The 26,489-nt window shown below is 62.6% G+C and carries 26 protein-coding genes and 2 pseudogenes; 13 read left to right on the forward strand and 15 right to left on the reverse strand.

Annotated features, from left to right (window positions below):
- Positions 1 to 14: 14 nt before the first annotated feature.
- From scnC to abc-f, 3 genes are all read right to left on the reverse strand, one after another.
- Positions 15 to 713, reverse strand: coding sequence for a thiocyanate hydrolase subunit gamma (scnC, locus tag MSTE_RS24290; protein WP_096505082.1), 699 nt, complete (start codon positions 711 to 713; stop codon positions 15 to 17).
- A 20-nt stretch (positions 714 to 733) separates the two neighbouring features.
- A complete protein-coding gene (locus MSTE_RS24295) occupies positions 734 to 1,573 on the reverse strand; it encodes an SH3-like domain-containing protein (RefSeq protein ID WP_096505084.1) in 840 nt (279 codons plus the stop codon).
- A gap of 253 nt (positions 1,574 to 1,826) precedes the next feature.
- Positions 1,827 to 3,491: a ribosomal protection-like ABC-F family protein gene (abc-f, locus tag MSTE_RS24300; RefSeq protein ID WP_096505086.1), complete on the reverse strand. Its 1,665-nt coding sequence runs from the start codon at positions 3,489 to 3,491 to the stop codon at positions 1,827 to 1,829.
- 69 nt (positions 3,492 to 3,560) lie between these two features.
- Between abc-f and MSTE_RS24305 the strand changes: the two genes are divergently transcribed.
- The 4 genes and pseudogenes from MSTE_RS24305 (at position 3,561) to MSTE_RS24320 (ending at position 7,146) form a co-directional block, all read left to right on the forward strand.
- A complete protein-coding gene (locus MSTE_RS24305; protein WP_096505088.1) occupies positions 3,561 to 4,325 on the forward strand; it encodes a DUF1906 domain-containing protein in 765 nt (254 codons plus the stop codon).
- 223 nt (positions 4,326 to 4,548) lie between these two features.
- The gene (locus tag MSTE_RS24310) at positions 4,549 to 6,060 is read left to right on the forward strand and encodes a PPE domain-containing protein (RefSeq protein ID WP_096505090.1); all 1,512 of its coding nucleotides are present in this window, start codon (positions 4,549 to 4,551) and stop codon (positions 6,058 to 6,060) included.
- A 139-nt stretch (positions 6,061 to 6,199) separates the two neighbouring features.
- Positions 6,200 to 6,355, forward strand: a complete 156-nt coding sequence (locus MSTE_RS25275; protein ID WP_096506353.1) for a hypothetical protein — start codon at positions 6,200 to 6,202, stop codon at positions 6,353 to 6,355.
- Positions 6,356 to 7,146: pseudogene (locus MSTE_RS24320) on the forward strand (DoxX family protein).
- On the opposite strand, the gene MSTE_RS24325 reads toward MSTE_RS24320, so the two are convergent.
- The 3 genes from MSTE_RS24325 to MSTE_RS24335 are packed head-to-tail and all read right to left on the reverse strand — an operon-like array spanning position 7,143 to position 9,403.
- Entirely contained in the window at positions 7,143 to 7,871 is a 729-nt protein-coding gene (locus MSTE_RS24325) for a TetR/AcrR family transcriptional regulator (RefSeq protein ID WP_096505092.1), read from the reverse strand. The pseudogene MSTE_RS24320 and the gene MSTE_RS24325 sit on opposite strands and share 4 nt — an antisense overlap.
- Before the next feature lie 27 nt (positions 7,872 to 7,898).
- Entirely contained in the window at positions 7,899 to 8,522 is a 624-nt protein-coding gene (locus MSTE_RS24330; RefSeq protein ID WP_096505094.1) for a maleylpyruvate isomerase family mycothiol-dependent enzyme, read from the reverse strand.
- Positions 8,523 to 8,557: 35 nt separating this feature from the next.
- On the reverse strand, positions 8,558 to 9,403 hold the full coding sequence (locus MSTE_RS24335) for an alkylmercury lyase family protein (RefSeq protein WP_096505096.1): 846 nt from the start codon (positions 9,401 to 9,403) through the stop codon (positions 8,558 to 8,560).
- A 166-nt stretch (positions 9,404 to 9,569) separates the two neighbouring features.
- Between MSTE_RS24335 and MSTE_RS24340 the strand changes: the two genes are divergently transcribed.
- Entirely contained in the window at positions 9,570 to 10,403 is an 834-nt protein-coding gene (locus MSTE_RS24340; protein WP_096505098.1) for an SDR family NAD(P)-dependent oxidoreductase, read from the forward strand.
- A gap of 6 nt (positions 10,404 to 10,409) precedes the next feature.
- On the opposite strand, the gene MSTE_RS24345 is transcribed toward MSTE_RS24340, so the two are convergent.
- Positions 10,410 to 11,669: an MFS transporter gene (locus tag MSTE_RS24345; protein WP_096505100.1), complete on the reverse strand. Its 1,260-nt coding sequence runs from the start codon at positions 11,667 to 11,669 to the stop codon at positions 10,410 to 10,412.
- Positions 11,670 to 11,789: 120 nt separating this feature from the next.
- Here MSTE_RS24345 and MSTE_RS24350 point away from each other — a divergent pair, with 120 nt between their 5' ends.
- On the forward strand, positions 11,790 to 12,818 hold the full coding sequence (locus MSTE_RS24350; RefSeq protein WP_096505102.1) for an amidohydrolase family protein: 1,029 nt from the start codon (positions 11,790 to 11,792) through the stop codon (positions 12,816 to 12,818).
- 93 nt (positions 12,819 to 12,911) lie between these two features.
- Positions 12,912 to 13,787, forward strand: a complete 876-nt coding sequence (locus MSTE_RS24355; RefSeq protein WP_096505104.1) for a helix-turn-helix transcriptional regulator — start codon at positions 12,912 to 12,914, stop codon at positions 13,785 to 13,787.
- 5 nt (positions 13,788 to 13,792) lie between these two features.
- Here MSTE_RS24355 and MSTE_RS24360 read toward each other — a convergent pair whose 3' ends face one another.
- From MSTE_RS24360 to MSTE_RS24375, 4 genes and pseudogenes are all read right to left on the reverse strand, one after another.
- A complete protein-coding gene (locus tag MSTE_RS24360; protein WP_162291515.1) occupies positions 13,793 to 14,125 on the reverse strand; it encodes a hypothetical protein in 333 nt (110 codons plus the stop codon).
- A gap of 19 nt (positions 14,126 to 14,144) precedes the next feature.
- Complete coding sequence (locus MSTE_RS24365; RefSeq protein ID WP_096505106.1) at positions 14,145 to 14,954, reverse strand: SDR family oxidoreductase; 810 nt, start codon at positions 14,952 to 14,954, stop codon at positions 14,145 to 14,147.
- A gap of 49 nt (positions 14,955 to 15,003) precedes the next feature.
- Complete coding sequence (locus MSTE_RS24370) at positions 15,004 to 15,867, reverse strand: LLM class F420-dependent oxidoreductase (protein WP_096506357.1); 864 nt, start codon at positions 15,865 to 15,867, stop codon at positions 15,004 to 15,006.
- A gap of 104 nt (positions 15,868 to 15,971) precedes the next feature.
- Positions 15,972 to 16,888 (reverse strand): annotated as a pseudogene (locus tag MSTE_RS24375) (alpha/beta hydrolase family protein).
- Positions 16,889 to 17,024: 136 nt separating this feature from the next.
- Between MSTE_RS24375 and MSTE_RS24380 the strand changes: the two are divergent.
- From MSTE_RS24380 to MSTE_RS24390, 3 genes are all read left to right on the forward strand, one after another.
- Entirely contained in the window at positions 17,025 to 17,921 is an 897-nt protein-coding gene (locus MSTE_RS24380; RefSeq protein ID WP_096505108.1) for a LysR family transcriptional regulator, read from the forward strand.
- A gap of 18 nt (positions 17,922 to 17,939) precedes the next feature.
- Positions 17,940 to 19,400 carry a serine hydrolase domain-containing protein gene (locus MSTE_RS24385; protein WP_096505110.1) on the forward strand — a complete coding sequence of 487 codons (1,461 nt, stop codon included), beginning with the start codon at positions 17,940 to 17,942 and terminating at the stop codon, positions 19,398 to 19,400.
- 128 nt (positions 19,401 to 19,528) lie between these two features.
- Positions 19,529 to 20,341: a DUF1906 domain-containing protein gene (locus tag MSTE_RS24390; RefSeq protein ID WP_096505112.1), complete on the forward strand. Its 813-nt coding sequence runs from the start codon at positions 19,529 to 19,531 to the stop codon at positions 20,339 to 20,341.
- Here MSTE_RS24390 and mug read toward each other — a convergent pair.
- Complete coding sequence (mug, locus tag MSTE_RS24395; protein ID WP_096505114.1) at positions 20,292 to 20,864, reverse strand: G/U mismatch-specific DNA glycosylase; 573 nt, start codon at positions 20,862 to 20,864, stop codon at positions 20,292 to 20,294. The genes MSTE_RS24390 and mug overlap by 50 nt on opposite strands.
- Positions 20,861 to 21,949 carry an MlaD family protein gene (locus MSTE_RS24400; RefSeq protein WP_231897168.1) on the reverse strand — a complete coding sequence of 363 codons (1,089 nt, stop codon included), beginning with the start codon at positions 21,947 to 21,949 and terminating at the stop codon, positions 20,861 to 20,863. The genes mug and MSTE_RS24400 overlap by 4 nt, the downstream gene beginning before the upstream one ends.
- A 672-nt stretch (positions 21,950 to 22,621) precedes the next feature.
- Between MSTE_RS24400 and MSTE_RS24405 the strand changes: the two genes are divergently transcribed.
- On the forward strand, positions 22,622 to 23,251 hold the full coding sequence (locus MSTE_RS24405; RefSeq protein ID WP_096505118.1) for a carbonic anhydrase: 630 nt from the start codon (positions 22,622 to 22,624) through the stop codon (positions 23,249 to 23,251).
- Positions 23,252 to 23,509: 258 nt separating this feature from the next.
- Here the strand turns inward: MSTE_RS24405 and MSTE_RS24410 are convergent, their stop codons facing one another.
- Entirely contained in the window at positions 23,510 to 23,722 is a 213-nt protein-coding gene (locus tag MSTE_RS24410; RefSeq protein ID WP_030097629.1) for a CsbD family protein, read from the reverse strand.
- Between the two features lie 148 nt (positions 23,723 to 23,870).
- Positions 23,871 to 24,425 (reverse strand): LGFP repeat-containing protein, encoded by a 555-nt coding sequence (locus MSTE_RS24415; protein WP_096505120.1) that lies wholly within the window; start codon positions 24,423 to 24,425, stop codon positions 23,871 to 23,873.
- Positions 24,426 to 24,577: 152 nt separating this feature from the next.
- Here MSTE_RS24415 and MSTE_RS24420 point away from each other — a divergent pair, with 152 nt between their 5' ends.
- Together MSTE_RS24420 and MSTE_RS24425 are read left to right on the forward strand one after the other, a co-directional pair.
- Positions 24,578 to 24,931, forward strand: coding sequence for a hypothetical protein (locus MSTE_RS24420; protein ID WP_157997743.1), 354 nt, complete (start codon positions 24,578 to 24,580; stop codon positions 24,929 to 24,931).
- A 308-nt stretch (positions 24,932 to 25,239) separates the two neighbouring features.
- Complete coding sequence (locus MSTE_RS24425; RefSeq protein ID WP_193442049.1) at positions 25,240 to 26,382, forward strand: glycoside hydrolase 5 family protein; 1,143 nt, start codon at positions 25,240 to 25,242, stop codon at positions 26,380 to 26,382.
- Positions 26,383 to 26,489 lie beyond the last annotated feature (107 nt).

The raw sequence follows: 26,489 nt of genomic DNA on the forward strand, positions 1-26,489 counted from the left end.
CGGCTCTCAGTGAGTTACGGATGGACGGCCGGACGCGTGTCGACGACGACATTGGTGGTGACGCCGGCCTTGGGCAGAGCGACCCCGATCAAACAGTCACGGGTGATGATCTCGACCAACTGGTCTTCATCCCAACCCTCAGTGCCCGCGGGGCGCACTGGCATCACCATGAATCGATGCTTCTGGTTGGAATCCTCCACCCGCACCTCGACATCGTCGGGCAGGTTGAGTCCGAATTCGGAGAGCACTTGGCGCGGCCAACGGACGAGGCGGCGGCGATAGTTGGGCGTGCGGTACCACTCAGGAGAATTTCCCAGAATGGGTCGCGGATAGCAGGAACACAAGGCACAGACGATGACGTGATGCAAGGTCGTTGTGTCCGCAAGGATTTCAAATGCCATGAAGTCACTGGGGGTGCCCCACCCGGTCGGTTCGAACCAATCGACGCCGACCTCCTTACTGGCCTCCATCGGTCTGGTGAGCGCGAGCTCCTTGAACTCCGGATCGAGCCACGCCCGGGCTACCAGACGCGCAGCGGGAGTCGGGCCGATCTGCTCGGCGAATTCGGTGAAGTGCCGATGGTCTTCGGCGGTGAAAATTCCCTTTTCGATGCATAATTCGCGCAGCGCGATCTCCAGGACCTCGAAATCGGTGATCTCATCCACCATGGGAGCAACGGCACGCGCGTGGTCGTGATCGTGGTCGTCGGTCATCTTGCCGATCCCTCTCTGCTCTAGTGGATCGCCCTGAGCGCGCGCTCGGGGAGCTCTGTCTGCAGGGTGTCACTGGCCGTCCCGGCATAGCCATGCCACAGCTCGGACTGGTTGAACCGCACGATATACATCCATTCGGGCTTGGCGTCCGGGCGATCCCACGTCTCATCCTCTGCCGCCGGGGTCTCGTATGCGATCGCCGCAATCTCGCCAAGGGCACCTCGGACGTATTCCGGTGTGCGGGTGTAGAACAAAGCAGGCTCCTCGCGCACGACGACGGGGTCACCCACCTCAAATTTGGGCTCACCGGCCTGCCCGGCATAGACCTGGGGATCACCCTTACCGACCGCTTCGATGTGGTGGGTATTGCGTTTCACCTGCGCGCCGTCGCCTTCGCACTTGGGCTGCGCCTCCGGGCTTCTGCCGTTCAAACCACCCGCGTACCGCGTCTTGACCTCCAGCATCCGGTCATTGAGCTCCCCCAGGCTGATGTGATGCTTCTCCACCAGAACGCGGCCCACCGCCCACAGCCAGCGTGCGTAGTACGGCAGCCCGAGGTAGATGGCGCGACCCACGTCGACATTCCCTATCCGGCGCCGCTCCTCAGAGAGCCAGATGCCGCGCCATGCCAGGACTTCGCACATGACGTAGGTCAGTTCTTCCCACTTCTCGTACTGCTTGTTCTCGTACTTGATGGGTGCATCCGGCTCGCCACCGACGTCGTGGGAGGTCTTCATGTACGCGGCGAAATACGCGTGGTCGATGAGGTCGGGTGTGGGTGCATCCACGATTTCCGGATAGGACGACTTCAAGCGCGCCACCAGATCCAGACGTGACGCACGCTCGGCGGCGGTACTCATGAACGTCCCCTTGCTGTCGTACGGAACGTTGGTACAGAAGCGCGGGCCGATCTCGGGACACCACTGACGCGTCTCGCTAAGCCGAGCTCCCTAAGACCCGGACGCTAGCAGTTCTCGATAACGGCGACAATACCTTTCAGCTAATTAGACACTGGTAACACAGGGTCGCCACACTGTGTGGATTGTGCCCAGTTTGTCGCGTGAACGCCCTGCAAGACACCGATGATCGAATTACAGCGCCAGCTAACTATGGTTAGAGCTCTGCCACGCGTCCGTCGTCGAGCCTCCATGAGCGATCCAGCCGAACGTTCTGCAACATCCGGCGATCATGTGTCACGAGCAGCAGCGCACCGTCATAGGCCTCGAGCGCCTGCTCGAGCTGCTCGATGGCGGCGAGGTCGAGGTGGTTGGTCGGCTCATCCAGAACCAACACATTCGTGCCGCATGCCTGCAACAGTGCAAGGCCGGCACGGGTGCGCTCACCGGGTGAGAGCTCGTCAACCGGGCGCTCCACATGGTCGGCACGCAGCCCGAACTTGGCGAGCAGGGTGCGTACATCGGCTGTCGGCCATGACGGCAACCGCTGCTCGAAGCGATCCACGAGCCGGTCCGAGCCGGTGAAATCGCCACGCGCCTGGTCGATCTCGCCGATCGAGACATTTGCCCCCAGGCTCGCGCGGCCCTCATCGGGCTGCAGACGCCCCAACAGCAGCCGCAGCAGCGTGGACTTTCCTGCCCCATTGGGCCCCGTGATGCCGATCCGTTCACCGGCATCGACCTGAAGGGAGACCGGGCCGAGAACAAAATCGCCTTGCCGCACAACAGCATTGGCCAGAGTCGCAACGACCGAACTCGACCGGGGTGCGGCGCCGATGGTGAACTCGAGCACCCATTCCTTGCGGGGCTCGGCCACCTCTTCCAGACGGGCGATTCGGCTCTCCATCTGGCGAACCTTCTGCGCCTGCTTCTCGCTGGATTCGGAGGCCGCCCGGCGCCGGATCTTGTCGTTGTCGGGAGCCTTGCGCATCGCGTTGCGCACACCCTGGCTCGACCATTCCCGCTGAGTGCGTGCGCGCGCCACCAGGTCGGCCTTTTTCTCGGCGAACTCGTCGTACTGTTCGCGCCGGTGGCGCCTGCCAACCTCACGCTCTTCCAGATAGCTTTCGTAACCGCCACCGAACACGGTGGTGGTGTTCTGGGCAAGGTCCAGTTCGAGGACGTGGGTGACGCTGCGGGCCAGAAACTCGCGGTCGTGGCTCACCAACACCACACCACCGCGAAGATCGCGGACAAAGTCCTCCAGCCGAGCCAGTCCGTCCAGGTCGAGATCGTTTGTCGGCTCATCGAGCAAAACGATGTCGAAGCGCGAGAGCACCAGGGCCGCCAATCCAACACGTGCCGCCTGGCCGCCCGACAAGGACGTCATCAAGGTCGACTCCGGGCGCACCGCATCCGGACCGAGGCCCAGGTCGGCCAACGCCGCGGGCAGCCGCTCGTCAAGGTCCGCCGCACCAGAGGCAAGCCAGCGATCAAACGCCGCGGAGTAGACCTCGGCCAGATCGGCCTCCGGCAGGCCCTGCCCAGGGTCGGCCAGCGATGCGGCAGCGGCCTCCATGGTCTGGGTGGCATCTGTGCACCCCGTACGGCGGGCGATGTAGGCCGCGACGGTTTCCCCGGGCACGCGCTCATGCTCCTGCGGTAACCAGCCGATGAACGCGTCGGCCGGTGCAACACTGACCACACCTTCGAGTGGTTCTAAATCCCCGGCGAGGATTCGCAGAAGTGTGCTCTTGCCGGCACCGTTTGCGCCCACCACTCCGATCACATCCCCCGGCGCAACAGTCACGTCAAGCCCCTCGAAAAGGGTGCGATGAGCGAATCCGCCGGCCACATTCTTCGCGACAAGCGTTGCCGTCATGGCTTCATCGTCGCATCACCATGACGCAAGAGAACCCGCGCGTAGGTATCGGACCGATACCATCGCGCCATGCACCGGCCGGTTTCGAGACGCGACGCCCTTCGATACACCTTGGCCGCGCCGATCCTCGCGAGTCTTCCGATGGCCCTTGCACCGAGTGCCTCTGCCGACGGATTGAGACTGATCGACTTCACCGAGCGGCTGGTGACCCCCAAACAGATCAAGTCCGCCGGCTACGCGGGTGCGCTCGTCTATGTATCCGAGTTGCGGCCGGGAGCCACCTTTGACTTCAAACCCGTCACCCGCGACTACACCGCCGGGTTACGTGCCGCCGGACTGCACATCGTCAGCTGCTACCAATACGGCAAGCCCGGATGGCCCACCCCGTCCGACTTCACCCGCGGCTACGACGGCGGCGTTGCCGACGCACAGACCGCCCTGCGACTGCATGGGGCCGCAGACGGGCCCGATTCCGCACCGATCTTCTTCAGCGTCGATGAGGACATTGACCAAAACACCTGGAAAACACTCGCAGTCCAATGGTTCCGAGGTATCAATTCGGTGCTCGGAGTTCGCCGTACGGGTATTTATGGTCACGCCCGGGCGTGCGGATGGGCGATTGGAGACGGTGTCATCGGGCATTCCACGACCGGCGGTTACCGCTGGGCCTGGCAGACGCGAGCGTGGTCCGGTGGGGCACGTGAGCCGGCGGCCGTGCTGTACCAGACCGCAGTGAACACGGAGTCGAGCCCCGGTCCACTGATCGGTGACGTACACGTGGACGTAGACGACGTGCTGGCAACCGATTTCGGCCAGTGGGACCTGAGCCGATAGCGAACCGGCACCACAGCCGAACCAGATTTGCCACGGAGGGACGCCCCCACTTCAAAGGAAGGTTACGCTAACCTTCCTTGGCTGGCCCGATCTCACAGGCGGTCAGCAGCACTGGAGAGGAGACGCCAGGCTGCCCGCGTGTGGCCTTGGAAATCGGTCAGATGATGCGTTGTGAAACTGATTCCCCCACAGTCGGTCCGGTTGACAGCGCGGGCGACAGGTCATGACGGCTCCGGTGTGGATGGCGGCACCTCCCGAAGTGCATTCGGCCCTGCTCAGCAGCGGCCCCGGCCCGGGATCCCTACTCGCAGCGGCATACGCCTGGCGTTCGTTGAGCACTGAATACTCCGCAGCGGCAACCGAACTCACCACAACGTTGGGTACGGTGCACAGCGGTCCGTGGAACGGGCCCAGCGCCGATCAGTACCAGGCGGCGCACGTGCCGTACCTCAGCTGGTTGCAGCAGACCAGTACCGTCAGCGCCGGAGTGGCCGCCCAGACCGAGACGGCGGCCACCGCCTATTCCGAGGCGCTGGCCACCATGCCCACCCTTGCCGAGCTCGCCGCTAATCACGCGGCACACGGGGCGCTTACCGCCACCAATTTCTTTGGTATCAACACCATTCCGATCGCCCTCAATGAGGCTGACTACATCCGGATGTGGATACAGGCCGCGACGGTGATGAGCACCTATCAGGCCGTCTCCGAAACCTCGGTGACAACGGCACCGCCGACCCTCCCGTCACCGGTAGTGCTCTCGCCAGAAAGTAGTCGCACCGCGCGGGCCGCGGCCCAGGACGCCACCAAGCCGCCGCCCCTCGTGCCCGATCCGAACGATCCCATTGAGATGCTGCTGGCGAACTCCCAACACTTCCTGGGCATGTACCGCGCGTTGAAGGGACTGATTACCGACCCGGTCGGCACCATCATCCAGATCATCATCGATTTCTCCACGAATCCGGCCGCCGCCCTGGTGACCTGGCAGCCACTGTTCTTCGTATTCGCCTATGCCGCAACGTTCGGCGTGATGGGAACGCCGATCTACGCCGCTATCTTGGGCCCCGCGGCGGGTATCTCGCTGCCGCTCGCCATCACCTTGGGCAGCCTGTCCCAGATGCCGGCGGCGCCGCCCGCAGACCTAGCCGCGGAGGTCGTCCATCCACGTGCCGACCAGCCGAATGCTGTCGCGATGAGTGGTGGCACGGTGACCACAGCGAGCTCGGCCGCGCCTCCCCCATCATCCACCTCCACGGTCACCCCTACCTCTGCCCCGGCTCCCACCACTCCACCACCCGCGGGCGCAGAAGGACTCGGATACGCCGTCCGGGGGGACGGACCCGGATTCGGGTTCGGCCCAACCATGGGCCAGAGTGCCGGCGCCCCGGCGCACGCCCCGAGTAGTGCCGTGGCGGCTGCGGCGGCATTGGCCTGCAACCCTGGAAAGTCCAAGAGCCGCAGGCGCCGTCGCGGAACCGCAGAGGACCGTGGGTACCGTCACGAGTACGCCACCCTGGACAACGACATCCCCGTCGACACCGCCACCGACGATCCGGTGACGGTGAGCGCCTCACGTACAGGCGCGGGGAGGCTCGGCTTCGCCGGTGTGCGCACCACATCGGCACCCGCCGAGGCCGCCGGACTCACCACCCTCGCCGGAGACTCCCCCGAAAGCCGGGTTACCCCCATGCTCCCGGGAACGTGGAGCACCGCGGAAGACGACGGCGAAACCCGCTGATCTGGGCGCCAACTGCCGCCCATACCCGCCGTTCGAAACATCTGCTCATTGTTCGTGTTTCGGAATCACGTCGAGTGGGTATATCCAGGTCGTGAGGCCGAAGTGGCCGCTACGAACCTTGAGCAAGGAGAGCAGCATCATGATTATCTTGGGTGTTCTGCTGGCAGTACTCGGATACGTCTTGGCCGTCCCGATTCTCCAGACGGTGGGGATAATCCTGGTGCTAGCCGGCGCGGTCCTGTGGATCTTAGGAGCGGTGGGCAGGCCCGTCGCGGGTCGGAAGGTGTGGTTCTGAGTGTTGGTACGCCGCATCGCCCGTCCCATGCTCGGGTCCATATTCATCGCTGCGGCGCCGATGGCCTCCGCCATCCGGAGGCATCGGCCGCCGTTGCCGAACCTCTGGTCAACGATCTTTTGGAGAACGCGCCCAGCTCGACTACCCGATACCTGCCGCGGGACCCGAAGACCTACGTCCAAATACACGGGGCAGCACAACTTGCCGCTGGTGTGGCCTTGGCCAGTGGACGGTTCCCCCGGATATCGGCATGGGTACTGGCGGGCACCCTGGTACCGGTGACCCTGGGCAGCAAGGCGTTCTGGCGCGAGACCGATCCTGCCCTCAAATTGCAGCAGAAGACCGACTTCTGGAAGAACGTCTCCATCTTGGGCGGTCTGATCATCGCCGGCATCGACACTGAGGGACGGCCCGGCTTATCGTGGCGCGCGCGCAGAGCAGCTAGCGACGCCGTCGCTGTGGTTACCTCAGCGCTCCCCGGAGCCGAAGACACGTCGCAGTCGCTCCGCGCCAAGACGGTAGAGCTGGGAGAAGCGGCGCGCGAGAAGGTTCCGGTGATTGCCGAACACGCCCGCGAACGGGGTGCAGAGATCGCCGAGGCGGCACAACGACGGGGCAGCCAACTCGCGGACATCGCGTCGTGGCGGGGAAGTGAACTCGCGGAACGTATCTCGGAGCACAGTACCGAACTGGCGAGCGCGGCAGATAAGGGCCGCCAACAGATCGAGGCCCTTGCCGCCGACCCACCACCCAGGCTTCGCAGGCTCGCCCGCGCCTTCGGCCGCCCCTAGGTGATGGCGAAACCCATTCCGCGCATGACGGTGTCCAGGTGATCTTCGTATAGCGCATCGCTGTCCATCACGAGATCCCGAAGACTCCCGAAGATCTCACCGGCGAGGTACCCGGTGATCGACGTCCACGCCGAGATGCCGATCCCGATGATCGCCGTGTCAATCGGGGTGTCCGAACTCGCTCCCAGCAGCGCGGCAAGAAGTGGCCCCGGAGCCAATGAGCGGAAGGAGGTGCGTTGCGGTAGCGCGTCACCGGCCGCGACGGCGTTGAGGTACGCACCCATAAAGGACACCATGACTCGCACAGCGGCAGGACCGGTCTCGGACGGTTGCGCACGATATCCCGGTATGGGCGTACCGCTGAGCAATGCGAAATCTCCCGGATTCGCCAATGCCCAGCGACGAGCGGCGACGAACGCGGCGCGTACCCGCTCCGTCGCACTGTCCTGGTCCGCAGCTTCTTGCCCCTCGTTCATTGCTTCGGCAAGGGCGACATTGGCGTCAACGCACAACGCGGTAATCAGCGCTGCCTGCGTATCGAAGTAGCGGAACAATGCCGCGGGTGCCATGCCCATCTCTCGGGAAATCGCCCGTAAAGACAGGGCACCGGTGCCGCCGTCGGCGAGCTGCTTTCTGGCGTGAGACTTGATCTCATCCGTTGTCTGCGCGCGTTGTCTGGCCCGCCTCGTGGCGGGGACATCCGCAGCATTCGTCGGGGTGGGCACGTGGCCAGTCTATGAATGCCCGCGTGCTCAGCTGTTGCCGAGTCTGGGGCGAAGTACATCCACACCCGGCCCGGTGAGCTCGGACAGCGCGCTGGGTCGGGCACCGACTGCCATCACGATTGCCTCTCCTGGGCCTCGAATCTCCGGCCCGTCACCGTAGGCCCAGTCCACATCGGTTGCCGTCCAACGCAAACCCTTGAGTCTGCGTTTCGAGTGAATGAACGGGTCGGGGTTCTCCAACACGGTTCGCAGAGTGCCGGCGGGCACCTTCCGGAGCCGATTCAGCGGGCGCCGGATGTCCTGGTGATGAATGAGCAGGTCAGCGAGAACCAGCTTCGGCTGAAGCTTCGCCGAATAGCTTCTGTCGATGGTGGATTCGAAGGCCGCAAGGAGCGTGTCCGTCGACCATCCTTCTGCTCGGTCGATATAGAGCTGGTTCAACTTATCGGCCGATCCGCCCACCCGAACGACCTCGTAGACGTACCTGGGTAACGAAGTTCCGTCATACAGCACGTGGGCCACCACATCACGCACCCTCCACCCAGCGCACAGTGACGGCGCATCCCATTCCTGCGGAGTGAGCGTGCGCAGCAGCGCGGCGAGGTCGCGCTTCTCCTGTTGAACCATCGCGTACACATCGGCTCGAGACATCTTCAGCTCCCTTGGCTCGGTGTTCCTCGGCGTATTCAGTGGAATCGCAGCCGGATGAAGCTGCCCAGACCGTTCTTTCGCCAGCTGGACAGCATCTTCGGTGTCGGCAGCCAAAATGAATCGGGCACGCGGAACCCGAGCCGCGTGGTGCGGGTGAGGCCCATCTGCCGCATCTGTCGTGCCATCGTCAGCAGCGGCAGGTTGGGTTGGTAGGAGTAGTCGTGCCGCCCCTGCGCGATCGAACCGGAAATCAGGCGCGCCATCTCGACGGGCGACCGAGTGATTCCGGCGATCTCGGGATGTTCTGTCCTCCACTGATTCACGGCGTCTTCCGATGCGAAGAAACTGTTGAAATCGCACCAGCCGACGACCCGATGAGGCATCTCACGAACCGGATACCCGAGGTGTACCCGCAGCGTCTGGGGTGAGTAGTCCACCAGCAGGCCATCCCGCCCGACGAGGCGTACCGGCTGCTTGGTGTGCCGGCACACCGAGTCCACGATCACCTCCGCGCCGGGGAACTGTCCTGATATCGCGCATGCCTCGACAGCACATTCGGCGAACCACTTCTGCTGGCCTTCAACGGTAACCGCGTAGTGGTTCTTGAAGGTCGCGAACGGGCGCGCGTAGACCAGCTCGCCCAGTGGCGGCTGCGGCGCAGTGAGCACTTCACCCTGGAACATCTCGCTGTCCGCATGCTCCCGGTCCTGGCGGGCCACACAGATCGCGCCCTCCAGGTCACGCAGGAGCAGAGCGAGCTCCCCGTCCGACAGCGAGAACTCGCTGCGTAGTTGCGCAACCGTCGGCACGGTTCCGTCGGTCAGCACCTTCGTCATGATGCGCCCTCGGAGCGCTCGCGCCTCATCACTCAGTATCGCCATCGACGCCTCCAGTTAGTGATCACTGCTCACTTTTCGATCACTGTACACACACCGTCGGGCGGCATCAATGCGTACCGCCCGAGTCCAGGCTGCACGCGCAGAGCCGTTAATATGACCGTGTGGTCATATCAGTAGGAAGTGGCCACCCGATGTAAAGGGGATTCCCGTGTCCGTACGCCGTACTGTCCAAAACCTTGCTCAGCGCCGCACCCTGCTGCCCGCACCACTCGATTCCCTACTGGCAGGACCGGGACGTGACGTCAGCCAACTGACAGTGGTGGTTACGGGTGCGTCTGCCGGAATCGGCCGACAGGCCGTCATCCAACTACGCGCCCGGGGAGCCCGCGTGATCGGTGTGGCCCGGCGCGCGGATGAGCTGAAGGCTCTCGCGGATGAGACCGGTTGCGAGTGGCGCACCTGCGATCTGAACGACGAGGCCGAGATCGCCCGGCTGCTGGAGGACCTCACCGATCAGCACGTGGATGTGTTGGTGAACAACGCCGGCCGTTCGATCCGCCGTCGCATCATCGACGCGACCGACCGGCTGCACGACTACCAGCGGACCATGGCGCTGAACTACTTTGCGCCCGTGCAGCTGACCCTGGGTCTATTGCCCGGAATGATCGAGCGTGGACGCGGCCAAATCGTCAATGTCTGCACATGGGCCCTCCACGCCAACACTTTTCCGCGCTTCTCCGCCTACGCGGCGTCCAAGAGCGCACTGGCGATCTTCGGCCGCACCCTCAACGCCGAACAGCCACACCCCGGTGTGCGCGCGACCAATGTGTACTTCCCGCTGGTGCGCACCGAAATGATCGCGCCCACAGCGGAATACGAGGCGGCCGTAGCGCTATCCGCACAGGAAGCCGGCCGCTGGATCACGCGCGCAGTGACTCACCAGCCGGTGGAGGTCAACGCCGCCGTGCTGCGCGCATTGCTACCGGCGATCGATTTGTTCTCCCCGACAGCAGCGGACACCACCATCGCGTCGATCACGTAGGTCCGCCTACCGTACGGATTTGATCGGAAGCACTGCCAGCGCACCGAGGACCGACAGCACCATGGACGCCAGATACAGGATGCTGAAGTCCCCTTGGGTGTGATGTAGCCCGAATAGCGCTGTTGCCAACAGGGGCACAAGCAACTGCGGCAACAGGTACGCCATGGCCACCACGCCAAGGTCCTTCCCCGACGACTCCGTCTCGGGGAGCACCTCCGTCATCAGCGCCAAATCCACTGCGGCGTAGGCGCCCTGCCCTGCTCCGATCACAGCCGCGCCGAGCAGCAGGGAATGAAAGTCTTTGAACAACAGCAAGATCACCAAGCCGACCGCGGTGATCAGGCATGAGGTCCAGACGATGCCCTTGCGCCGCCCGGTGCGATCTGACCACCACGCCGATATCGCTGCGGTGATCGTATTGGTGATCAGGAAGGCACCGATGATGCTGCCGTACCTGGCGGCTGCCTCATGCTCCGACAACCCCAGGGTGCCCGCCACGATGTACAGCATGTAGACCGTCACCAGCAGCACCGACATCGTGACGAAAAGGCGGCAGATCCATGCCCACGCGAAATCCTGGTGTTTCCTCGGATTTATCCAATAGCTGGAGAGGATGGCTTGCCAGCTTCGAGGGGCCCGCTGCGTACGGACGATGTCACGCAGAACGAGTACGGCGGCGCCGTTGAACATCAGCGCCAGTACCGCCGGGAGGCCGAACCACCACCGTGGGTCGTTCGGTAGGACGTTGATAAACACACTCCCGACCACGGGTGCAAGGCTGGTCGAGATGCCGAACACCGCCGCCACACGTGCCCGGATTGCGACCGATATCTGATCTGCCAACAGCGCGTTGAAGACCACGAGAGTCGCGGCGAAGCCGATCTGGGTGATGCACCAACCCGCGACCACTCCACCGACCGTCGGTGCCGTGGCCAGTGTCGTCAGACCCACCGCACCGACAAGCGTGCCACCCACGAGGAACGGCCTACGAATACCGAACCTCGAGATCGAGGTGTCACTGAGATGACCCAACGGAGGCGTCACCACGATGATCGCAATGCCCCCGAGAGCCATCGTCAGCGACAGCACCTGCGTCTTGTGCACCGGGTCCAGCTCGGCCAGCCGCAGCGGGATGCTCACCGCCCCGGCGGCAAGCAGCGCGATTGCAGAGGCGAAGTAGGCCAGCAGAAAGACCGGCAGGAAAGCGCGCGGCTGCACAACCCGAACATCCGCCTCAAGGCGTGTAGCAGGCGTTTCCGTAGACATACGGTCCTCTCGATGTTCTTCGAACAACCACTGTAGGTGCTCACGCGCTAGGGCCGCTGGGCACGAGATCGGGGCACAATCATTGCTGCACCCTGAAACCGACAGCTGAGGCGGACACTCATGGCACGCATCGACACCCACCACCACTGCATCCCGGCCCTGTATCGCAAGGCCTTACAAACCGCCGGAATCGATGAGGCCGGAGGAAGGGCACTACCGGACTGGAGCCCGGAGGCATCCCTGGAAACCATGAATGCCCTGGACATCGCCACCGCAATCCTGTCGGTATCGACACCGGGCACTACCTTCATGTCGTCCGCCCCCGATGCCGCGGCACTGGCCCGCGACCTCAACGACTACACCGCGTCCGTCGTCGACGGCCAACCGGAGCGGTTCGGCTTTTTCGCTACCGTCCCGATGCCCCATATCGATGCGTCCGTCGCGGAAACCGTTCGGGCACTGGATGTCTTGCGTGCAGATGGCGTGGTCCTGCTGGCCAACAACGACGGCGTCTACCTCGGCCAGGACGGACAGGACGATCTGTTCGCCGCTCTGGACGCCCGCTCAGCGGCGGTCTTCATCCATCCCGCCGATCTGCCCGGACCGGCCGTAACCGGGGTGCTGCCCTTTGCCGCCGACTTCCTTCTCGATACCACCCGTGCCGCATACCTTTTGGTTCGCAACGGAATCCGCCGCAAATACCCGCACATCAAATTCATCCTCAGTCACGCGGGTGGCTTCGTGCCATACGCCAGCCACCGCATGGCCGTCGCCATCACCAGCGACACGGGAGCCAGCCCTGCGGACAATCTGGATGACTTCGCAAGCTTCTACTTCGATACCGCACTGTCCTCCAGCCCCGCTGCACTGCCCTCGTTACTGGCATTCGCCGAACCCGGTCACGTCCTGTTCGGGTCGGACTGGCCGTTCGCGCCGCTCGCAGCCTCACAGCTGTTCGCCGCCGGCCTGGAGAACTACCCGCTGGACGACTCGGCTCGCGCCGCGATCGATCATGCCAATGCCCTGACGCTCTTTCCCCACCTCGGCACGGCGCCTGCTCCCCCGACGCGGTCACTCGCGGACAACGCACGGGACCTGGCGCGTCGCACAGTGATGCGTGGCGTCGCGCGATTGATGGCTTCGCGGTGAACTTAGCCCACGCAACGACAGGGCACCCGTGAGCTGCAGCTGGCCATCTGCATGGATACGCTGGACTCCTGACACGCGGACGGAGTCACACCCATGCTTGACACGCCCCGATACGCCGAGCGGACCACGAGTGCCCGTCGGCTGACCTCGTCCACCACGATTGCCGCGGGCGACGTCGAGCTGGCCCTTGTCACCGAAAACATTGCCGCGCCCACGGATTGGTCGTGGCGCGAATCCCATCACGTCATCGTGATTCATCGCTATGGCCGCATGCGCACCATGGAATTCGAAATCGAGCACGGGCCGTCGGGTCGCGCGCTGCCGAACATCGGTGATGTGTGGGTCATTCCCGCCGAACACCAATACGCCGCACTGGCACAGGGCGACACCGTCCAGTACTGCCAACTCTCCATCCCCACCAGGGCCATCACCCGTGGCACTGTCAAACCTGCTATCGGGCAACGTGATTCACTCACACATCACCTCGTCGAACGGATCAACGAAGTGAAGAACCGGGACGATGTCTTCGCGCTCTTGCTGATGGAATCGCTGACCGAATCGCTACTGCTCCATCTTGCCGACAGACACACCGGCGATGGCGCGGCGCAACCACCGTTCTATCGCGGCCTGGACAGAGCCACCCAAGCCGCACTGATCGAATACCTGGACACCAGCCCCGATCATCTCATCGGGCTGGCTCAGCTCGCCGGCTGCTGCGGCATGACCGTGCGCGAGTTCACCAGAGCATTCTCCGCGACGTTCCAGACCACGCCGTATCAGTTCTTCCTGAACCGGCGCATTTCCAAGGCAAAACGACTGCTGACCCACAGTGCACTGTCAATCGCTGACATCGGCTCTGCCATTGGACTTTCAAACTCCAACCACTTCACCGCCATATTCGAGAATCACGTCGGCACGACCCCCCCGTGCCTATCGCGACAACACCTGAATCCCGCGTTCGAACGGTAGGCGGGTCAGGCTTGGCCGATCTCCAGCTTTGTGAATTTTCCTTCTGGCCCACCGGAAACGAATCGGAAGAACGTCCGGAAATCTCCCCATGTCTCGCTATGAAACTGCCCGATGACGGTGTGTCCGTCCGGGCTGACCCGCTCGATCCGCGTGAAGTACTCGTGACCGATCTCTGCGCTGAACGCACTGAAATCACGTATCGCGCCATCATCGGTGAGCCCGGGCGCCGCTATGAACGCGGCAAGCCAGTGCTCGCTATCTTTACTCTGCCAGGCGGCGATCGCATCCCGTACCGCGGGATCGGTGACAAGGCCTAGATCTTTCGTCGGAGATGGCATAACAGCCTCCTTGCGGGCACTAGTTGATGGTGGAGAGAATGCCGCCGTTGACAAAGATGGTCTGGGCGGTGGTCCAGCGACCCTCCGGAAGAACCAATAGCCTGGCGACCGGCAATATGTCGTCACCCCGGCCGATCTGCCCATTGATACTCATCGACTGCAGCCAGGCGATGTTCACGTCGGACTCCGCGGGATAGAAGAAGCTCGTCTGCAGCGGGCCCGGCGCAATGCAGTTCACGGTGATCCCGCGACCACCCACCTCCTTGGCCAACGCCTTGCTGAAGTGCTCGACGGGAGCCTTCGACCCGGCATAGGCGCTGTATGTCGGGGCCAGCGCGCCAACCATTGCCGTGATGAAGCTCAGGATCCGACCGTCATCGGCCATCCGGCGCGCAGCCTCGCGCATCATGAAGAACACCGTCTTGGCGTTGGTGTTGAACACGGCATCATACTCGTCCTCGGTGATGTCCGCCAAAGGCTTTCGCACAATCATTCCGGCGGTTTTGACGAGGATGTCCCAGCGGCCGAATGTCTCGAATGTGAAGTCCACAAGCTTGGCGCAGTTTGCCGGGACCACCAGATCCGCCTGATAGCTGACCGCTTCGCCGCCGGCGTCCTGGATCTCCCGCACCACCTGTGCGGCCTTGTCCTTCTTGGAATCACTGCGGTAGTGCACAACAACCCGCGCGCCGTCGTACGCAAGCGTCCGGGCAAGCGCAGCACCCATATTCGCCGAGGCCCCCGTCACCACTGCCACCTTCCCGGCGAGCGGCCGGTCCGACGGACGGTACGGCTGCACCGTCTCGATTGAATCAGGAATATCCACCATGATCTGTTGTCCTCTCTCGTTACATTTCTGGAGGTACTGCTGTGGACGACTAGGCGAGCGCGCCGAGTTCTACCGCCAACGGTGTGAGCACCCGGGGATCCAGCGGTAAGGGCAGGTAGATAACAGCGGCCTCAAGGCCCACGCTCTGGAACGCCGCGATCTCCTCTACCAGACGTGAGATGTCGTCACGCGAACCCGATTTGAGCCAGATGTGTGCGGAGGTGACGATCTCTGACGGATCACGGCCGATATCGGCGCATCGAGCGTGCAGGATGTCGCGCTTACGTGCGAATTCCTCTGGGGTGCCGTTGGGGAAGTTCCAGTGTTGAGCGAACCGGGCTACCAGGGGCAGCGTACGTTTCTCTCCATTGCCACCGATAAGTATTGGTGGATAAGACCATTGGGGTCCCTTGGGCTCGCAGTACGCGCCGGTGATCGTGTAATACTTCCCGGAAAAGTCGGTGAGACGCTGCGACAGCAGCCCGACGATCACCTCACAGGCCTCTTCGAACCGGTCGAAACGCTGACTTAGCGAGCCGAGATCGATACCGTAAGCATTGGATTCGTCTTCATTCCAGCCCGCTCCGAGACCTAGCTCGAGCCGCCCGCCGGATATGATGTCGACCGTCGCGGCCATATTCGCCAGCACCGCCGGGTGGCGGTAGTGGATGCCCGTGACCAATGTTCCCATCCGCAGGCGAGTCGTCTCCCGCGCCAGGGCTGCCAACAGTGTCCATCCTTCCAGGCATGGGCCATCCAGATCCGGCTCGTGTTCCGATGGTGAGGCGATGGGATAGAAGTGATCGAAAAGCCATGCAGTATGGAAAATTTCGATGCTGTCGGCTTCCTTCCACACGGCAAGAATGTCCGGCCATCGCGTGTGATGATTGGCGGTCTTGATATCGAAACGTATTGCCATGCAAGGGTCCCTCGATCTGGTACGCGGTGAAGCTCCGAATCGGGTCGGCACACCGACAGGCTGGGGGCCACCCCCCGTCGAGGTGGCCCCCGTACCCGTTAGGAGGTGTGGGTGTCGAACCAGTCGATCAACTGCTCAGGGTTGTTCGGGAAGTAGTTGTACCCGTCCCACCTTCTGATGGAGTTCTCGATCCAGAACAGCTTCTTGTCGGTGACGGGCATGCTGTCGAAGATCGTCTGAACGTCGCTCTCCCGGGTGAGCGCGTCGTTGCGAACCTGGACCAGGAAGGTGGGAATGTCCATGCTCTTGGCGTAGGGATCGGTGACATGTCGTCGAGCTTGAAGCTGGTGATCAGCTGGATCTCGCGCTCAATATCGTCCAAACGGTCTGTGATACCCAGGATCTCGGTGATGCGCTCATAGAACGGGCGCAGCGAGACCGGCTGCGGAGACACGATGGCCGGGATGCCCTCGAACACCTCCGGGCGCCGATCATGGGCGATGAAGGTGGCGTTCATGCCGCAGCAGCGGCTGAACAGCACAACAGTCATGTCCTTGGTATCGGGCCGTGCACGTACGTACTGAATTGAACCGATGACGTCGCGGGACTCGAAGATTCCGTTGCTGCCGATGCCACCGTTGCCGATTCCGCTGTGTCCGAAGTTGCGCATGTCATAGGTGAGTACGTTGTATCCGGCGTCGTGGAGGTTCTTGTAGTCCGCCATGAAGTTGACCTCGAAGTCGTTACCGCCGGCGCCACCGATCTGCTTCCACGGCTCCAGGTGGGCGGGCAGCCCATAGCGGTTGTGCCATATCGGGTGATTGGCGATCGCGATCTTCTTGGAGCCCTTACAGGGAATGAACCAGGCATCCAACGGGACACCGTCCTCCGACGGGAAGGTCACCGACTCGTACTCCAGACCGTATTCGTCCGGCCAATGCAGAATCGGCGAGCGGATCGGGCGTCCGAACGTTTCGGCAAGCTGCTTAACAAGCTGGTCCACTTCGTCTGGCATGGGGCGGCACCTTTCATTTACGCGACTCATTCGTCAGTAAAGCCCTGACGACTCCACGCTAGAGGCACCCGGTACAAGGCGAAAACATAAAACTATTCAAGATCTACAACTTTTACTTGGGCATATAGTGCTATTCATGGCTTCTCGGTCAACGGAAAAAGGCGACGATCCGATCGATCTCCGGCGTCTCCAGCAATTCCTTTCCGTGGCGGAGTACGCGAGCTTCTCCCGGGCGGCCGGGCAACTCAGACTGACGCAACAGGCCATCAGCCAGTCGATGGCGAACCTCGAAAAGCAGCTCGGCGCGAAGATGTTCGACCGTAGTGGCCGCCATATCGAGTTGACCCCGGCCGGGGAGGTTCTGCGCGATGGATCCGTCGTACTGCTGGCGGCCGCGCAGACGTTGGTGCGCCAGGTACAGAACACCGCATCCGATGTACCCCGGCCGTTCGTGGTCGCACACACTCCGGCGATCACCGCCGAAGAAGTTCATCAGCTTCTCGTTCCCGTTCGATCCGCACTGCCGGACATATCGATCACCGCACTGCAGATGTTCCCCAGCGCCCTCGAACCCGCGATCATCTGCGGATCGGCCGACATCGCGCTGCGCCGGGGAATATCAACGCCCAAGAATCTCGCATCACGCGTGATCGGATACCACGCCCTGCGTGTCGCCGTCCCCAGAGATCACCCTCTGGCAGAACGTGATTCAGTAGCTCTACGCGATCTGCGGAATGAGCGGATCATCGTGTGGGCCCCTCCGGGATTCTCCAACTACACGGACTACATCCTGAGCACCTGTCGGTCCGCCGGCTTCGAACCCGCGTTCACCATCAACCGTGTTCAGGGGACCCCGCCGGTGACCGCGGTCCTCGACAACGACGGCGTCGCCTTCGTCACCGCCCCCACCGGCCCATGCCTGGCGGGCCAGGTGGTCGTCGTCGAAATCACCGACCCACCGCAGGCACCTATCCAGGCAATCTGGCTGCCCCACACCCAATCAGCCGTGCGGGATGCACTCACCCATACCTGAGCCTCTACCGTTGATCTGGTGAAGGTGTCGCGAGCTCGGGTCTGCGCCATCGCCACAGTCCTCGTCGTCCTGGCCGGGGTGCCGGCATGCGGGCACGCAACGAATCCGATCACGGCGCCGAGCGTGGAGCCCCAAGGTCCTTTCGCACCCGTCACCCGACTCGTCAACGACGCGGTTGCAGCGCCTCGGCTCCCTGGAGCGGTGGTGCACATCGGGCACGCCGGCAAGGTCGTGTTCAGGCAGGCCTTCGGGTGGCGCAAGCTCCCCGATGAACCGGGATTGGACGGGTCGCCCGCACCTGCCGAACCGATGTCCGACGACACGATTTTCGACCTGGCCTCGCTGACCAAACCGCTCGCGACAAGTGTGGCCCTTCTTCAGCTGTACGAGAAGAGCCTGGTTCGGATCGACGAGCCCGTGCAGACATACCTGCCGGATTTCAACCCCGACAACGACCCGCGACGCGCACAGGTGACGCTTCGCATGCTGCTGACGCATACCTCGGGCATCGGAGGCGACCTGAGCCATCAGGGGCCTTGGGGAGTGACGGAGGCGGACAAGGCAGGCGGTGTACATCGGGCACTCACCGCCCCGTTGGCATTGGACCCCGGTAAGACATTCCACTACTCCGATATCAACTTCATCATCCTCGGTGTGCTCATCGAGAAAGTCACCGGCGAGTCTCTGGATGTCTACGTGCAGGACAGCGTTTTTGCGCCGCTGGGCATGTCCGACACGCGTTACCTACCCCCGGCCAAGGCATGTGGACCGCACCAAATCATCGGTACAGCAGTTTCTTTCGGCAAACTGTCGGACGCGAACGTTCCCTGCCCGGTGGGCGCCTGGAACACCGATCTGTTGAGACGCATCGCACCGACAGCTCGCGACGAGGACGCCCCGGGTATCAATCCCAACTACGACAATCTGCTTCGCGGCACCGTGCACGACCCCACCGCGCGCCGGATGGGCGGCGCGGTCGGCAGTGCGGGTGTGTTCTCGACGGCCGATGACGTCGGCCGATACTCCCAGGCACTTCTCGATCGGCTCGCCGGAAGACCGAGCCTGTTCCCGCTGAAGCGATCCACCCTGGAACTGATGACGACGCCGCAGCAGCCAGGCCACACCACCGCACAGCTCGAAGCGGCCAACAACGCCAGCCGCCAGGCCATCCAGAAGAGTGCGAACACCACCGATCCCCTACTTGCACCGCACTATCCGGCGATAGCGGGACAGAGCCTGCGCGGTTTCGGCTGGGATATCGATACGGAGCTGTCCAAGCCGCGTGGAATGCTCTTTCCCATCGGCAGCGTCGGCCACTCAGGCTTCACCGGGGTGACGGTGTGGATTGATGCAGCATCCGACACGTATGTAGTGGTCTTGGCGAACGTTATCCATCAGCGCGGCGGACCACCCATTGTGGGGCTGAGCGGCGATATCGCCACCACGGCAGCCCGGGTTCTGCATCTCTACAGCAATTAACCGGTCCTGTAGCCGAGAACCACTGCGCCCCTGCCTATCACGAGATTCTTCACCCTGATGCCAGAACGTTATCGGACGTATCGGCGAGGCAACATCTTTAACAACAGTCACATTGTTAACTTCCTGCGATGCACGATTCGTCGGGGACCCACGACCCTCTGCGCCCTTCACGCTCGGTGACCCGACGTGACGCGCTGCGCTACGCCACAGCACTGTCCGCACTGGCCGGGCTCGGTGCGGCATCAGCCGCTGCCGGCACACCGACGGCGTCCGCCGCCGCGCCCACATTGATCGACTTCGCCATGCGCCAGATTCCGGCAGAGGACATCAAGGCCGCCGGACACTCGGGAGTGATCAACTACGTCTCCACCTCACGTCCCGGCTCGTTCATGGGCGCCAAGCCGATCACCCGGCCGTATGCCCAGGCGCTCACGGCGGCCGGGCTGGTGATCGTCAGCAATTTCCAATACGGAAAGCCCGGCGGGACAGCGCCATCGGACTTCACGCGTGGATTCGCCGGTGGCGTCGAGGACGCTCGCACCGCCTGGCAGCTGCACACCGCGGCCGGCGGCGGCCAGAGCGCGCCGGTCTTCTTCTCCGTCGACGACGACATCAACCGCGATACCTGGAACAACGTTGCACTGCAATGGTTTAAGGGCATCAACTCGGTGCTCGGGGTGCAGCGCACCGGCATCTACGGCGGTGTCAATCCGTGTCAGTGGGCTGCCGCCGATGGTGTGATCGGCAATTCGCGCTCGCCCGGCCACGTGTGGGCCTGGCAGACCCGGTCATGGTCACGCGGCCAGGTGTTCCCCGGTGCGGTTCTCTACCAGCGCATCGTGAGTACCGTGTCCAATCCCGGCCCGGTGGTGGGCGGGCTCGAGGTCGACGTCAGCGATGCTCTGGCCCAGGATGTCGGCCAGTGGAACTTCCACCAGTGAGAGACACGCGAAGCTCGGCGTAGGCGTCGACGAGTGCGTCGAGCGTGAACCGCCGGTTGAGGCCGCTGGGATTAGGCAGCACCCACGTCGTCACCTCCGCGACGCGAAATGGCTGTGGTCCGAATGCGATGTGCGGGGATTCGAGCATGGACACCACTGCCCGCTTTCCAAGAAATGCCAGTGCACGGGGTTCTAAGCGACGCATCTTCTCCTCGAAATCTGGCCGCGCCGCCCGGAATTCGCTAACCGCAATATCGTCGGCGCGCGGTGTTGCACGGCTGACAGCAGCGGTGATTCCGCACCCGTACGTCAGCAGTTGACGCTCGTCCTCCGGGCGCAGGCGAATGTCCGTGAAGCCGGCCCGGTAGAGCACTTCCCAGAAACGGTTGCTCCGATTCGAGAAGTTGTGTCCGTCGGCCACCGCGGTGGCGGCAGGATTGATTCCGCAGAAAATTACGTCGAGCCCGGCGGCGAGAATATCGGGAGAGTACTGGCCCACAACACGTAGGCTCTCATGGCTCACCGCCCTGGCGGTACCGAACTATCTTGGGGGGCTAGAGGGTTCGGGCCTTGCCCAACGATGCGCTCCTGAAGCCGGTACAGGGTGTACTTGAAGCTACCGACAAAGTACGCCCAGTCGGCCTGCTTGGGTCCATGGTAATCGCTGGAGCCCTTGTAGCCCGCGTCGTCCATGTTGCCCAATGCGAGCTTGGCGATGTTGACGTCATGCGCCTGCGCACTACCGGCGTTCGCCTTAATGAGCATTGGTATCAGCCGGTTGAGTGCGACCAGGCTGGTGTCGGGACTCACCGCGATGTCGTTGAAGCCGCGCGAAATCGAGTTGAGGTCGGCCAGTGTGCTGCGGCCGTCGGTGCCCTGGATCGATGGGAATTTCGCAAGTTGGTCGCTGATCTGCCCGCTCTTGTTGGCCAGGTCGCCGATCTGGTTAGCGTCGATCGCTTGCACGCCCGGGCCCGATGCCGCAAGCAGATCATTGATCGTCTTCTCTCGCGACGAAATCGAGGCGGCCAGTTGGGACGTCTTGTCCAATGAGTTTTGAATCTGTGCCGAACGCTTATTGAGGGTGTCCAGCAGCTGATTCGATTGCCCCACAATGTCCCCCAGGGTCTGGCCATTGTCTGCCGAAGCCTTGCCGAGCCCGTTGACCAGATGGGTCAAGTTGCGGACCACACCACCGTTGACCAATACCGCGGCTGAACTGAGCACACCCTCCACGGAGGCCGCCGACGACGTGGTTTGTAAATCGAGAACGTCGCCGTCCTTGAGGAGTTCCGCGGATGGCTGAATGGGGGGTTCGAGGGCTACGAACACGTCACCCAACGGGGTGGCACTGCGCAGCTGGGCGGTAGACCCGACCGGCAGACGCACACCCCTGAGTATCCGAAGTTTGACGACGGCCACATCGTCGATGGCCTCGATGGATTCGACCTCGCCGATATCGGCGCCCTTGAGGCGGACCTTTGCCAGATCCGGCAGATTCAGGGCATTGGCAAACTTTGCGGTCACCGCATACGCGTCGGAACCGATGCTCGGCGCCGGCAGGTCAAGACTCTCCAGTGTCGGCGGGTCGCAGGCGGACACCCCCATTGCCATAAAGACTGCCGCGCCGGCTTGAATGAGTGTGCGAAGGCGAGGAGACACCCCTGCCACCATTGGGCGGATGGGGACAACCGTACCAGAATTTACCTGGGAATGCGCGTCCCATGCCATCGGGCAACCGTATCAAGAGAAATTGCGCAAAAGTGCCACGCTATCTCGTGAAAGCCAGTGATCTCCACTACATGACGGGGCCTCAGATGAGCATCGTCACGGACCTGCATCGGGTGACGGCTTTGACTCGACGCGTTCAACGAATGAATCGGGACCGGGACGTCGCTGAGGGCGGGGGCGCGCGGCATACAGGTCACGAAGAGTGGTCCATTGTTTGCTACGTAGACGCATTCTTCGGTTCTGTGAGGCGCCGAGGACTCTCTTCACCGCCCGGTTTCGGACACTCCACCCCAAGCAATACTGATTGTTCAGGCAATGAATTTGCCACCGTTTAGAGAAGGTCTGCGGGCGGTGGTCAGTGCGACTTCGACAAGCCGGATCGGCACCGTGAACCACAGATGGGTTCAGGAGAGTTTGGCCGCTCGGTCTGGGCCGCGAATCGATATGCAAGGCAACACATCAGCACAACTGGGCGGCTGCTTGTTCATGAAGAATGTGTCCACGCTCACATGCGCTGCATACGATACCCCCGTAATGCACAATGCGCATATGACAGCTGATCCGAAGTCCGCCTGGAAGGCACTCAAAGAGGGCAACGAGCGTTTTGTTGGTGGTTTGCCGCAGCATCCGAGTCAGAGCATCGCGCGTCGTACTGAGCTGGCTAATGGTCAGAGCCCTGATGTGTTGTTGTTCGGGTGTTCGGATAGTCGGGTGGCCGCGGAGATCATTTTCGATCAGGGCCTGGGCGATATGTTCATCGTGCGCACCGCCGGTCAGGTGATCGACTCGGCGGTGTTGGGTTCGATTGAGTATGCGGTGGCGGTGTTGGGTGTGCCGTTGATCGCGATCCTGGGTCATGACTCCTGTGGCGCGGTGGGGGCCACGGTGGCCGCTCTGGATAGCGGCGAGGTGCCGGGCGGGTATATCCGGGACCTGGTGGTGCGGGTGATGCCCTCGATCCTGGGGGGCCGCAAGGACGGACTGTCGCGCATCGATGAATTCGAGGCCCGCCACGTCGAAGAGACCGGCACCAAACTCCTGCAGCGCTCACAGGTCGTCGCCGATGCCGTCGAGGCCAACAAGCTCGCCATCGTGTACCTGACCTACAAACTGGCCGACGGACGCATCGTCCTGCACGGCCACGTCGGCGACATCGGCGACATCGGCGACCCCGAGTAGGTAGCAGCCTGGCGCTTCCTATCCGAGCAAAGGGGCACATCTCGACGCCAACGGGCAGTCGATGAAGTGCACGTCATCGACTGCCCGTTATCCCTACGATCCGGCATTCCAGTACGGCAGCACTACTGTGTTCGATGGAAGTGAAATCGTCAGCTGCACAACGGATTAAGGCGTTGGTACAGTCCGTCGGTCGGTGACCGCCCTGTGGCGCAGGCGGTACTGACCCACGTCAGACGCCGGTTGTTGAGCGCGGCTTGGCTAGTCGTTTCCGGTTAGCTTGTCCTTGACGGCCTCAACACCCTCTTTGACCTTATCGGCAGCATCAGCGATCTTCTGCTTGGCAGAGGCGATCCCCTGCTCGGCCTGTCCTTCAGCTTTCAGATCGTCGTCGTTGGTGACGGATCCGGCGGCTTCCTTAGCGCGGCCCTTAAGATCATCGAACTTGTTCTGGGCGTCATCAGTAATTCCCATGTCCCAACCTTTCTCATGATGTCGTGCAGCGAGACAAGCGTCTCGTTTTTAGAATGGCCAACTCCGCTGTCGTCAGCAGCACGGGTCGTCCGCGGCGTTTTGAGGGCCATCGACGACCCGTGCCCGTGCTGACGTTTCTACTGGTTGCTCAGTTTGTCAGTGAGACTTTCGCATCGGCATCGCCGACTTTGAAAGTGATCGTTCCGTGCTCGAAGGTGGACTTGAACGAGCCGTCGGACTCGGTCACCTCATCGGCCGTGGGATAGCCGAGTTTGCCTTGTGAGGCTTGGTTTTCGTTCCAGGTGTCTCGGATCTTGCCCCACACGAAATAGACCGGCTTTCCATTGCGGTAGATCAGCACGCCGCCGTCAAACTGCTGATAGACACCGCTGCGATCCAGGGTCTCCTTCTGATTGTCATACGGTGCGCCCAGGTCCTTCTTCTGAACATCGTTCAGGGTGTTCCACTTGGCGAGGATCGGTCCCTCCACGGTGTAAGGCGTGCCGTTCTTACCCGGAATCTGTGTGGTGCTGGGCTTTTCGGAGGGCGAAGCGGTAATGGACGAGATCGCCGACGAAGCGGCCGAGCTAGCAGAACTGAGCGAAGGCGCGTCACCAGTCTTGTGTGAGCAGCCCACCGCAACTGAGGCAATGACGCCTACTGCGACGGGCAACGCGGTGACATGCAGATTCTTGATGCGCATCTACTTCTCTCCCTTGGTGTGTGATCGATCTTCCGCGAAAAACGCGTACTGCACTCCTGCAGATCGTGCGCCGGCAAGAGACATCTATGAACCAACCTCGGATGCCCGACGATGCTCGCAATTGTTTACAGAATAAAACTAGGGTTATGGCTATGACGGGTAAGCCTTCAAACCGCCACCGGATGTTGGGACGAGCGCTGGTGGGGTGCGGGGTCGTGGCTTTGTTCGGCGGCGCCGTCGCCACCAATCACGGCAGCCACGCTGGCGTGCTTTCCACGGTGATGGCACTCCCCGGCAATTCCGAGGTGGCCGATCCCGACAGCGATTCTTCCGGGGGTTCGGACGTGACCGGTTCCATCGGAAACTCTGACCGTTCCGACGTGACGGGCCCCATCGGTGGTTCACCCAGCGGTCCCGCTGGCAATTCCGCCAACTCGAACGTCCCCCCCATCGGTGGTCCCGGCGGCGGTTCCGCAGGCGGTTCCTCCAACGGTCCCGCGGGGTGAACGGTGCCGCGGGTGGAGTCCCCAGCGGCCCCGCCGACATGAACGGCACCGTCGGCGGCGGTCCCGGCACCTAGTGATTTCGTCAGGGTTGTCGCACCCCCGGTGACGACAGTGCAAAAGCGACCACAATCAGCCAGCTAATCGCGACGCAATATCTATCGCGCTGCTTCATGACGGCCCGCGTCGGTACTGGCCCATGTAGTAGCCTCCAAACCCAGGCGCCTCAAGTTGATAACGATATGAAACCTCAGTGGTTGCAATGCGATACGTGGGCCTGCGTACTTGCTGTACGCCACTATGTTCACTAAGTGCACCGTCGAACGGCCCTAAAGATTCCGCTGGCGCTGGCAGTAGCGACTCTCCCCCAGATACTGGCTCCTCTTTCGGTAATCCCGCGTGCGACCGCCGCGCCAGGCCAATGGCCGGTTGAACGCGCCAATGCGTGGTACCAGGCGCAGGGTTGGCAGGTCGGCACCAACTTCATCACCTCGAACGCGATCAACCAGCTCGAGATGTTCGCACCGGGCACCTACGACGCGCGACGCATCGACAGCGAGTTGGGGGCGTGCCGGCTATTGGGGTTCAACACCGTACGGGTGTTCCTACACGATCTGCTGTGGGCCCAGGATCGCGCCGGATTCCAAAACCGGCTGTCGCAGTTCGTCGGGATCGCCGCGCGCCAGGGCATCAAGCCACTTTTCGTCTTCTTCGACTCGTGCTGGGATCCGAATCCTCAGCTAGGAGCCCAGCGGGCGCCGACGCCGGGCGTGCACAACTCGGGCTGGGTACAGAGCCCAGGGGCGCAGCGCATCGACGACCCGAGCTACCGCGGGGTGCTGAGAGATTACGTGGTGGGCGTCATGAACCAGTTTCGTAATGACAACCGGATCCTGGGCTGGGACCTGTGGAATGAGCCGGACAACCCGGCCAAGCAGTACCGCAATGTGGAGCGCAAAGACAAGATCGACGCCGTCAGTGGGCTGCTTCCGCAGGTATTCAGCTGGGCACGTTCGGTCAATCCAGTGCAGCCGCTGACCAGTGGTGTGTGGCAGGGCAGCTGGGATCGCGGAAGCCGTAGTGAGATGGCCGGTTTCCAACTCGACAACTCCGATGTCATCTCGTTTCACTCGTATGCAGGCCCCACCGAGTTCGAGGCCCGCATCAACGAACTCGCCCCGCTGGGCCGACCGATCCTGTGCACCGAGTACCTGGCCCGCGGCCAGGGCAGCACAGTCGAGGGCGTGCTCCCAGTTGCGAAGCGGCACAACGTCGGTGCGTACAGCTGGGGGTTGGTGGCGGGCAAGACCCAGACCTACTTCCCGTGGGATTCCTGGGACAAGCCTTACACCAAGGTCCCGGACGTGTGGTTCAGTGATCTACTACAGCCGGACGGGCGGCCGTATCGCGACGCCGAGTATCAGACGTTGCGAAAGCTGACTACGCGCGTATAAAGCATGCCGACCAACTTTGTCCATGAGGCGGTAGGCAACCTATCGGAGTGCCCCGCCATCAGCAGTGGCGGCCAGTCAGCGTCCGCGCATCGAAAAATGCCGGGACG

The organism is [Mycobacterium] stephanolepidis, from assembly GCF_002356335.1.
GTDB classification, from domain to species: Bacteria; Actinomycetota; Actinomycetes; order Mycobacteriales; family Mycobacteriaceae; genus Mycobacterium; species Mycobacterium stephanolepidis.

What these genes read in the sequence shown, in the direction of transcription:
- scnC (WP_096505082.1), bottom strand. Translation starts at nt 713, where the DNA reads ATGACCGACGACCACGATCACGACCACGCGCGTGCCGTTGCTCCCATG.
- MSTE_RS24295 (WP_096505084.1), bottom strand. Translation starts at nt 1,573, where the DNA reads ATGAGTACCGCCGCCGAGCGTGCGTCACGTCTGGATCTGGTGGCGCGC.
- abc-f (WP_096505086.1), bottom strand. Translation starts at nt 3,491, where the DNA reads ATGACGGCAACGCTTGTCGCGAAGAATGTGGCCGGCGGATTCGCTCAT.
- MSTE_RS24305 (WP_096505088.1), top strand. Translation starts at nt 3,561, where the DNA reads ATGCACCGGCCGGTTTCGAGACGCGACGCCCTTCGATACACCTTGGCC.
- MSTE_RS24310 (WP_096505090.1), top strand. Translation starts at nt 4,549, where the DNA reads ATGACGGCTCCGGTGTGGATGGCGGCACCTCCCGAAGTGCATTCGGCC.
- MSTE_RS25275 (WP_096506353.1), top strand. Translation starts at nt 6,200, where the DNA reads ATGATTATCTTGGGTGTTCTGCTGGCAGTACTCGGATACGTCTTGGCC.
- MSTE_RS24330 (WP_096505094.1), bottom strand. Translation starts at nt 8,522, where the DNA reads ATGTCTCGAGCCGATGTGTACGCGATGGTTCAACAGGAGAAGCGCGAC.
- MSTE_RS24335 (WP_096505096.1), bottom strand. Translation starts at nt 9,403, where the DNA reads ATGGCGATACTGAGTGATGAGGCGCGAGCGCTCCGAGGGCGCATCATG.
- MSTE_RS24345 (WP_096505100.1), bottom strand. Translation starts at nt 11,669, where the DNA reads ATGTCTACGGAAACGCCTGCTACACGCCTTGAGGCGGATGTTCGGGTT.
- MSTE_RS24350 (WP_096505102.1), top strand. Translation starts at nt 11,790, where the DNA reads ATGGCACGCATCGACACCCACCACCACTGCATCCCGGCCCTGTATCGC.
- MSTE_RS24355 (WP_096505104.1), top strand. Translation starts at nt 12,912, where the DNA reads ATGCTTGACACGCCCCGATACGCCGAGCGGACCACGAGTGCCCGTCGG.
- MSTE_RS24360 (WP_162291515.1), bottom strand. Translation starts at nt 14,125, where the DNA reads ATGCCATCTCCGACGAAAGATCTAGGCCTTGTCACCGATCCCGCGGTA.
- MSTE_RS24365 (WP_096505106.1), bottom strand. Translation starts at nt 14,954, where the DNA reads ATGGTGGATATTCCTGATTCAATCGAGACGGTGCAGCCGTACCGTCCG.
- MSTE_RS24380 (WP_096505108.1), top strand. Translation starts at nt 17,025, where the DNA reads ATGGCTTCTCGGTCAACGGAAAAAGGCGACGATCCGATCGATCTCCGG.
- MSTE_RS24390 (WP_096505112.1), top strand. Translation starts at nt 19,529, where the DNA reads ATGCACGATTCGTCGGGGACCCACGACCCTCTGCGCCCTTCACGCTCG.
- MSTE_RS24400 (WP_231897168.1), bottom strand. Translation starts at nt 21,949, where the DNA reads ATGGGGGTGTCCGCCTGCGACCCGCCGACACTGGAGAGTCTTGACCTG.
- MSTE_RS24405 (WP_096505118.1), top strand. Translation starts at nt 22,622, where the DNA reads ATGACAGCTGATCCGAAGTCCGCCTGGAAGGCACTCAAAGAGGGCAAC.
- MSTE_RS24410 (WP_030097629.1), bottom strand. Translation starts at nt 23,722, where the DNA reads ATGGGAATTACTGATGACGCCCAGAACAAGTTCGATGATCTTAAGGGC.
- MSTE_RS24415 (WP_096505120.1), bottom strand. Translation starts at nt 24,425, where the DNA reads ATGCGCATCAAGAATCTGCATGTCACCGCGTTGCCCGTCGCAGTAGGC.
- MSTE_RS24420 (WP_157997743.1), top strand. Translation starts at nt 24,578, where the DNA reads ATGACGGGTAAGCCTTCAAACCGCCACCGGATGTTGGGACGAGCGCTG.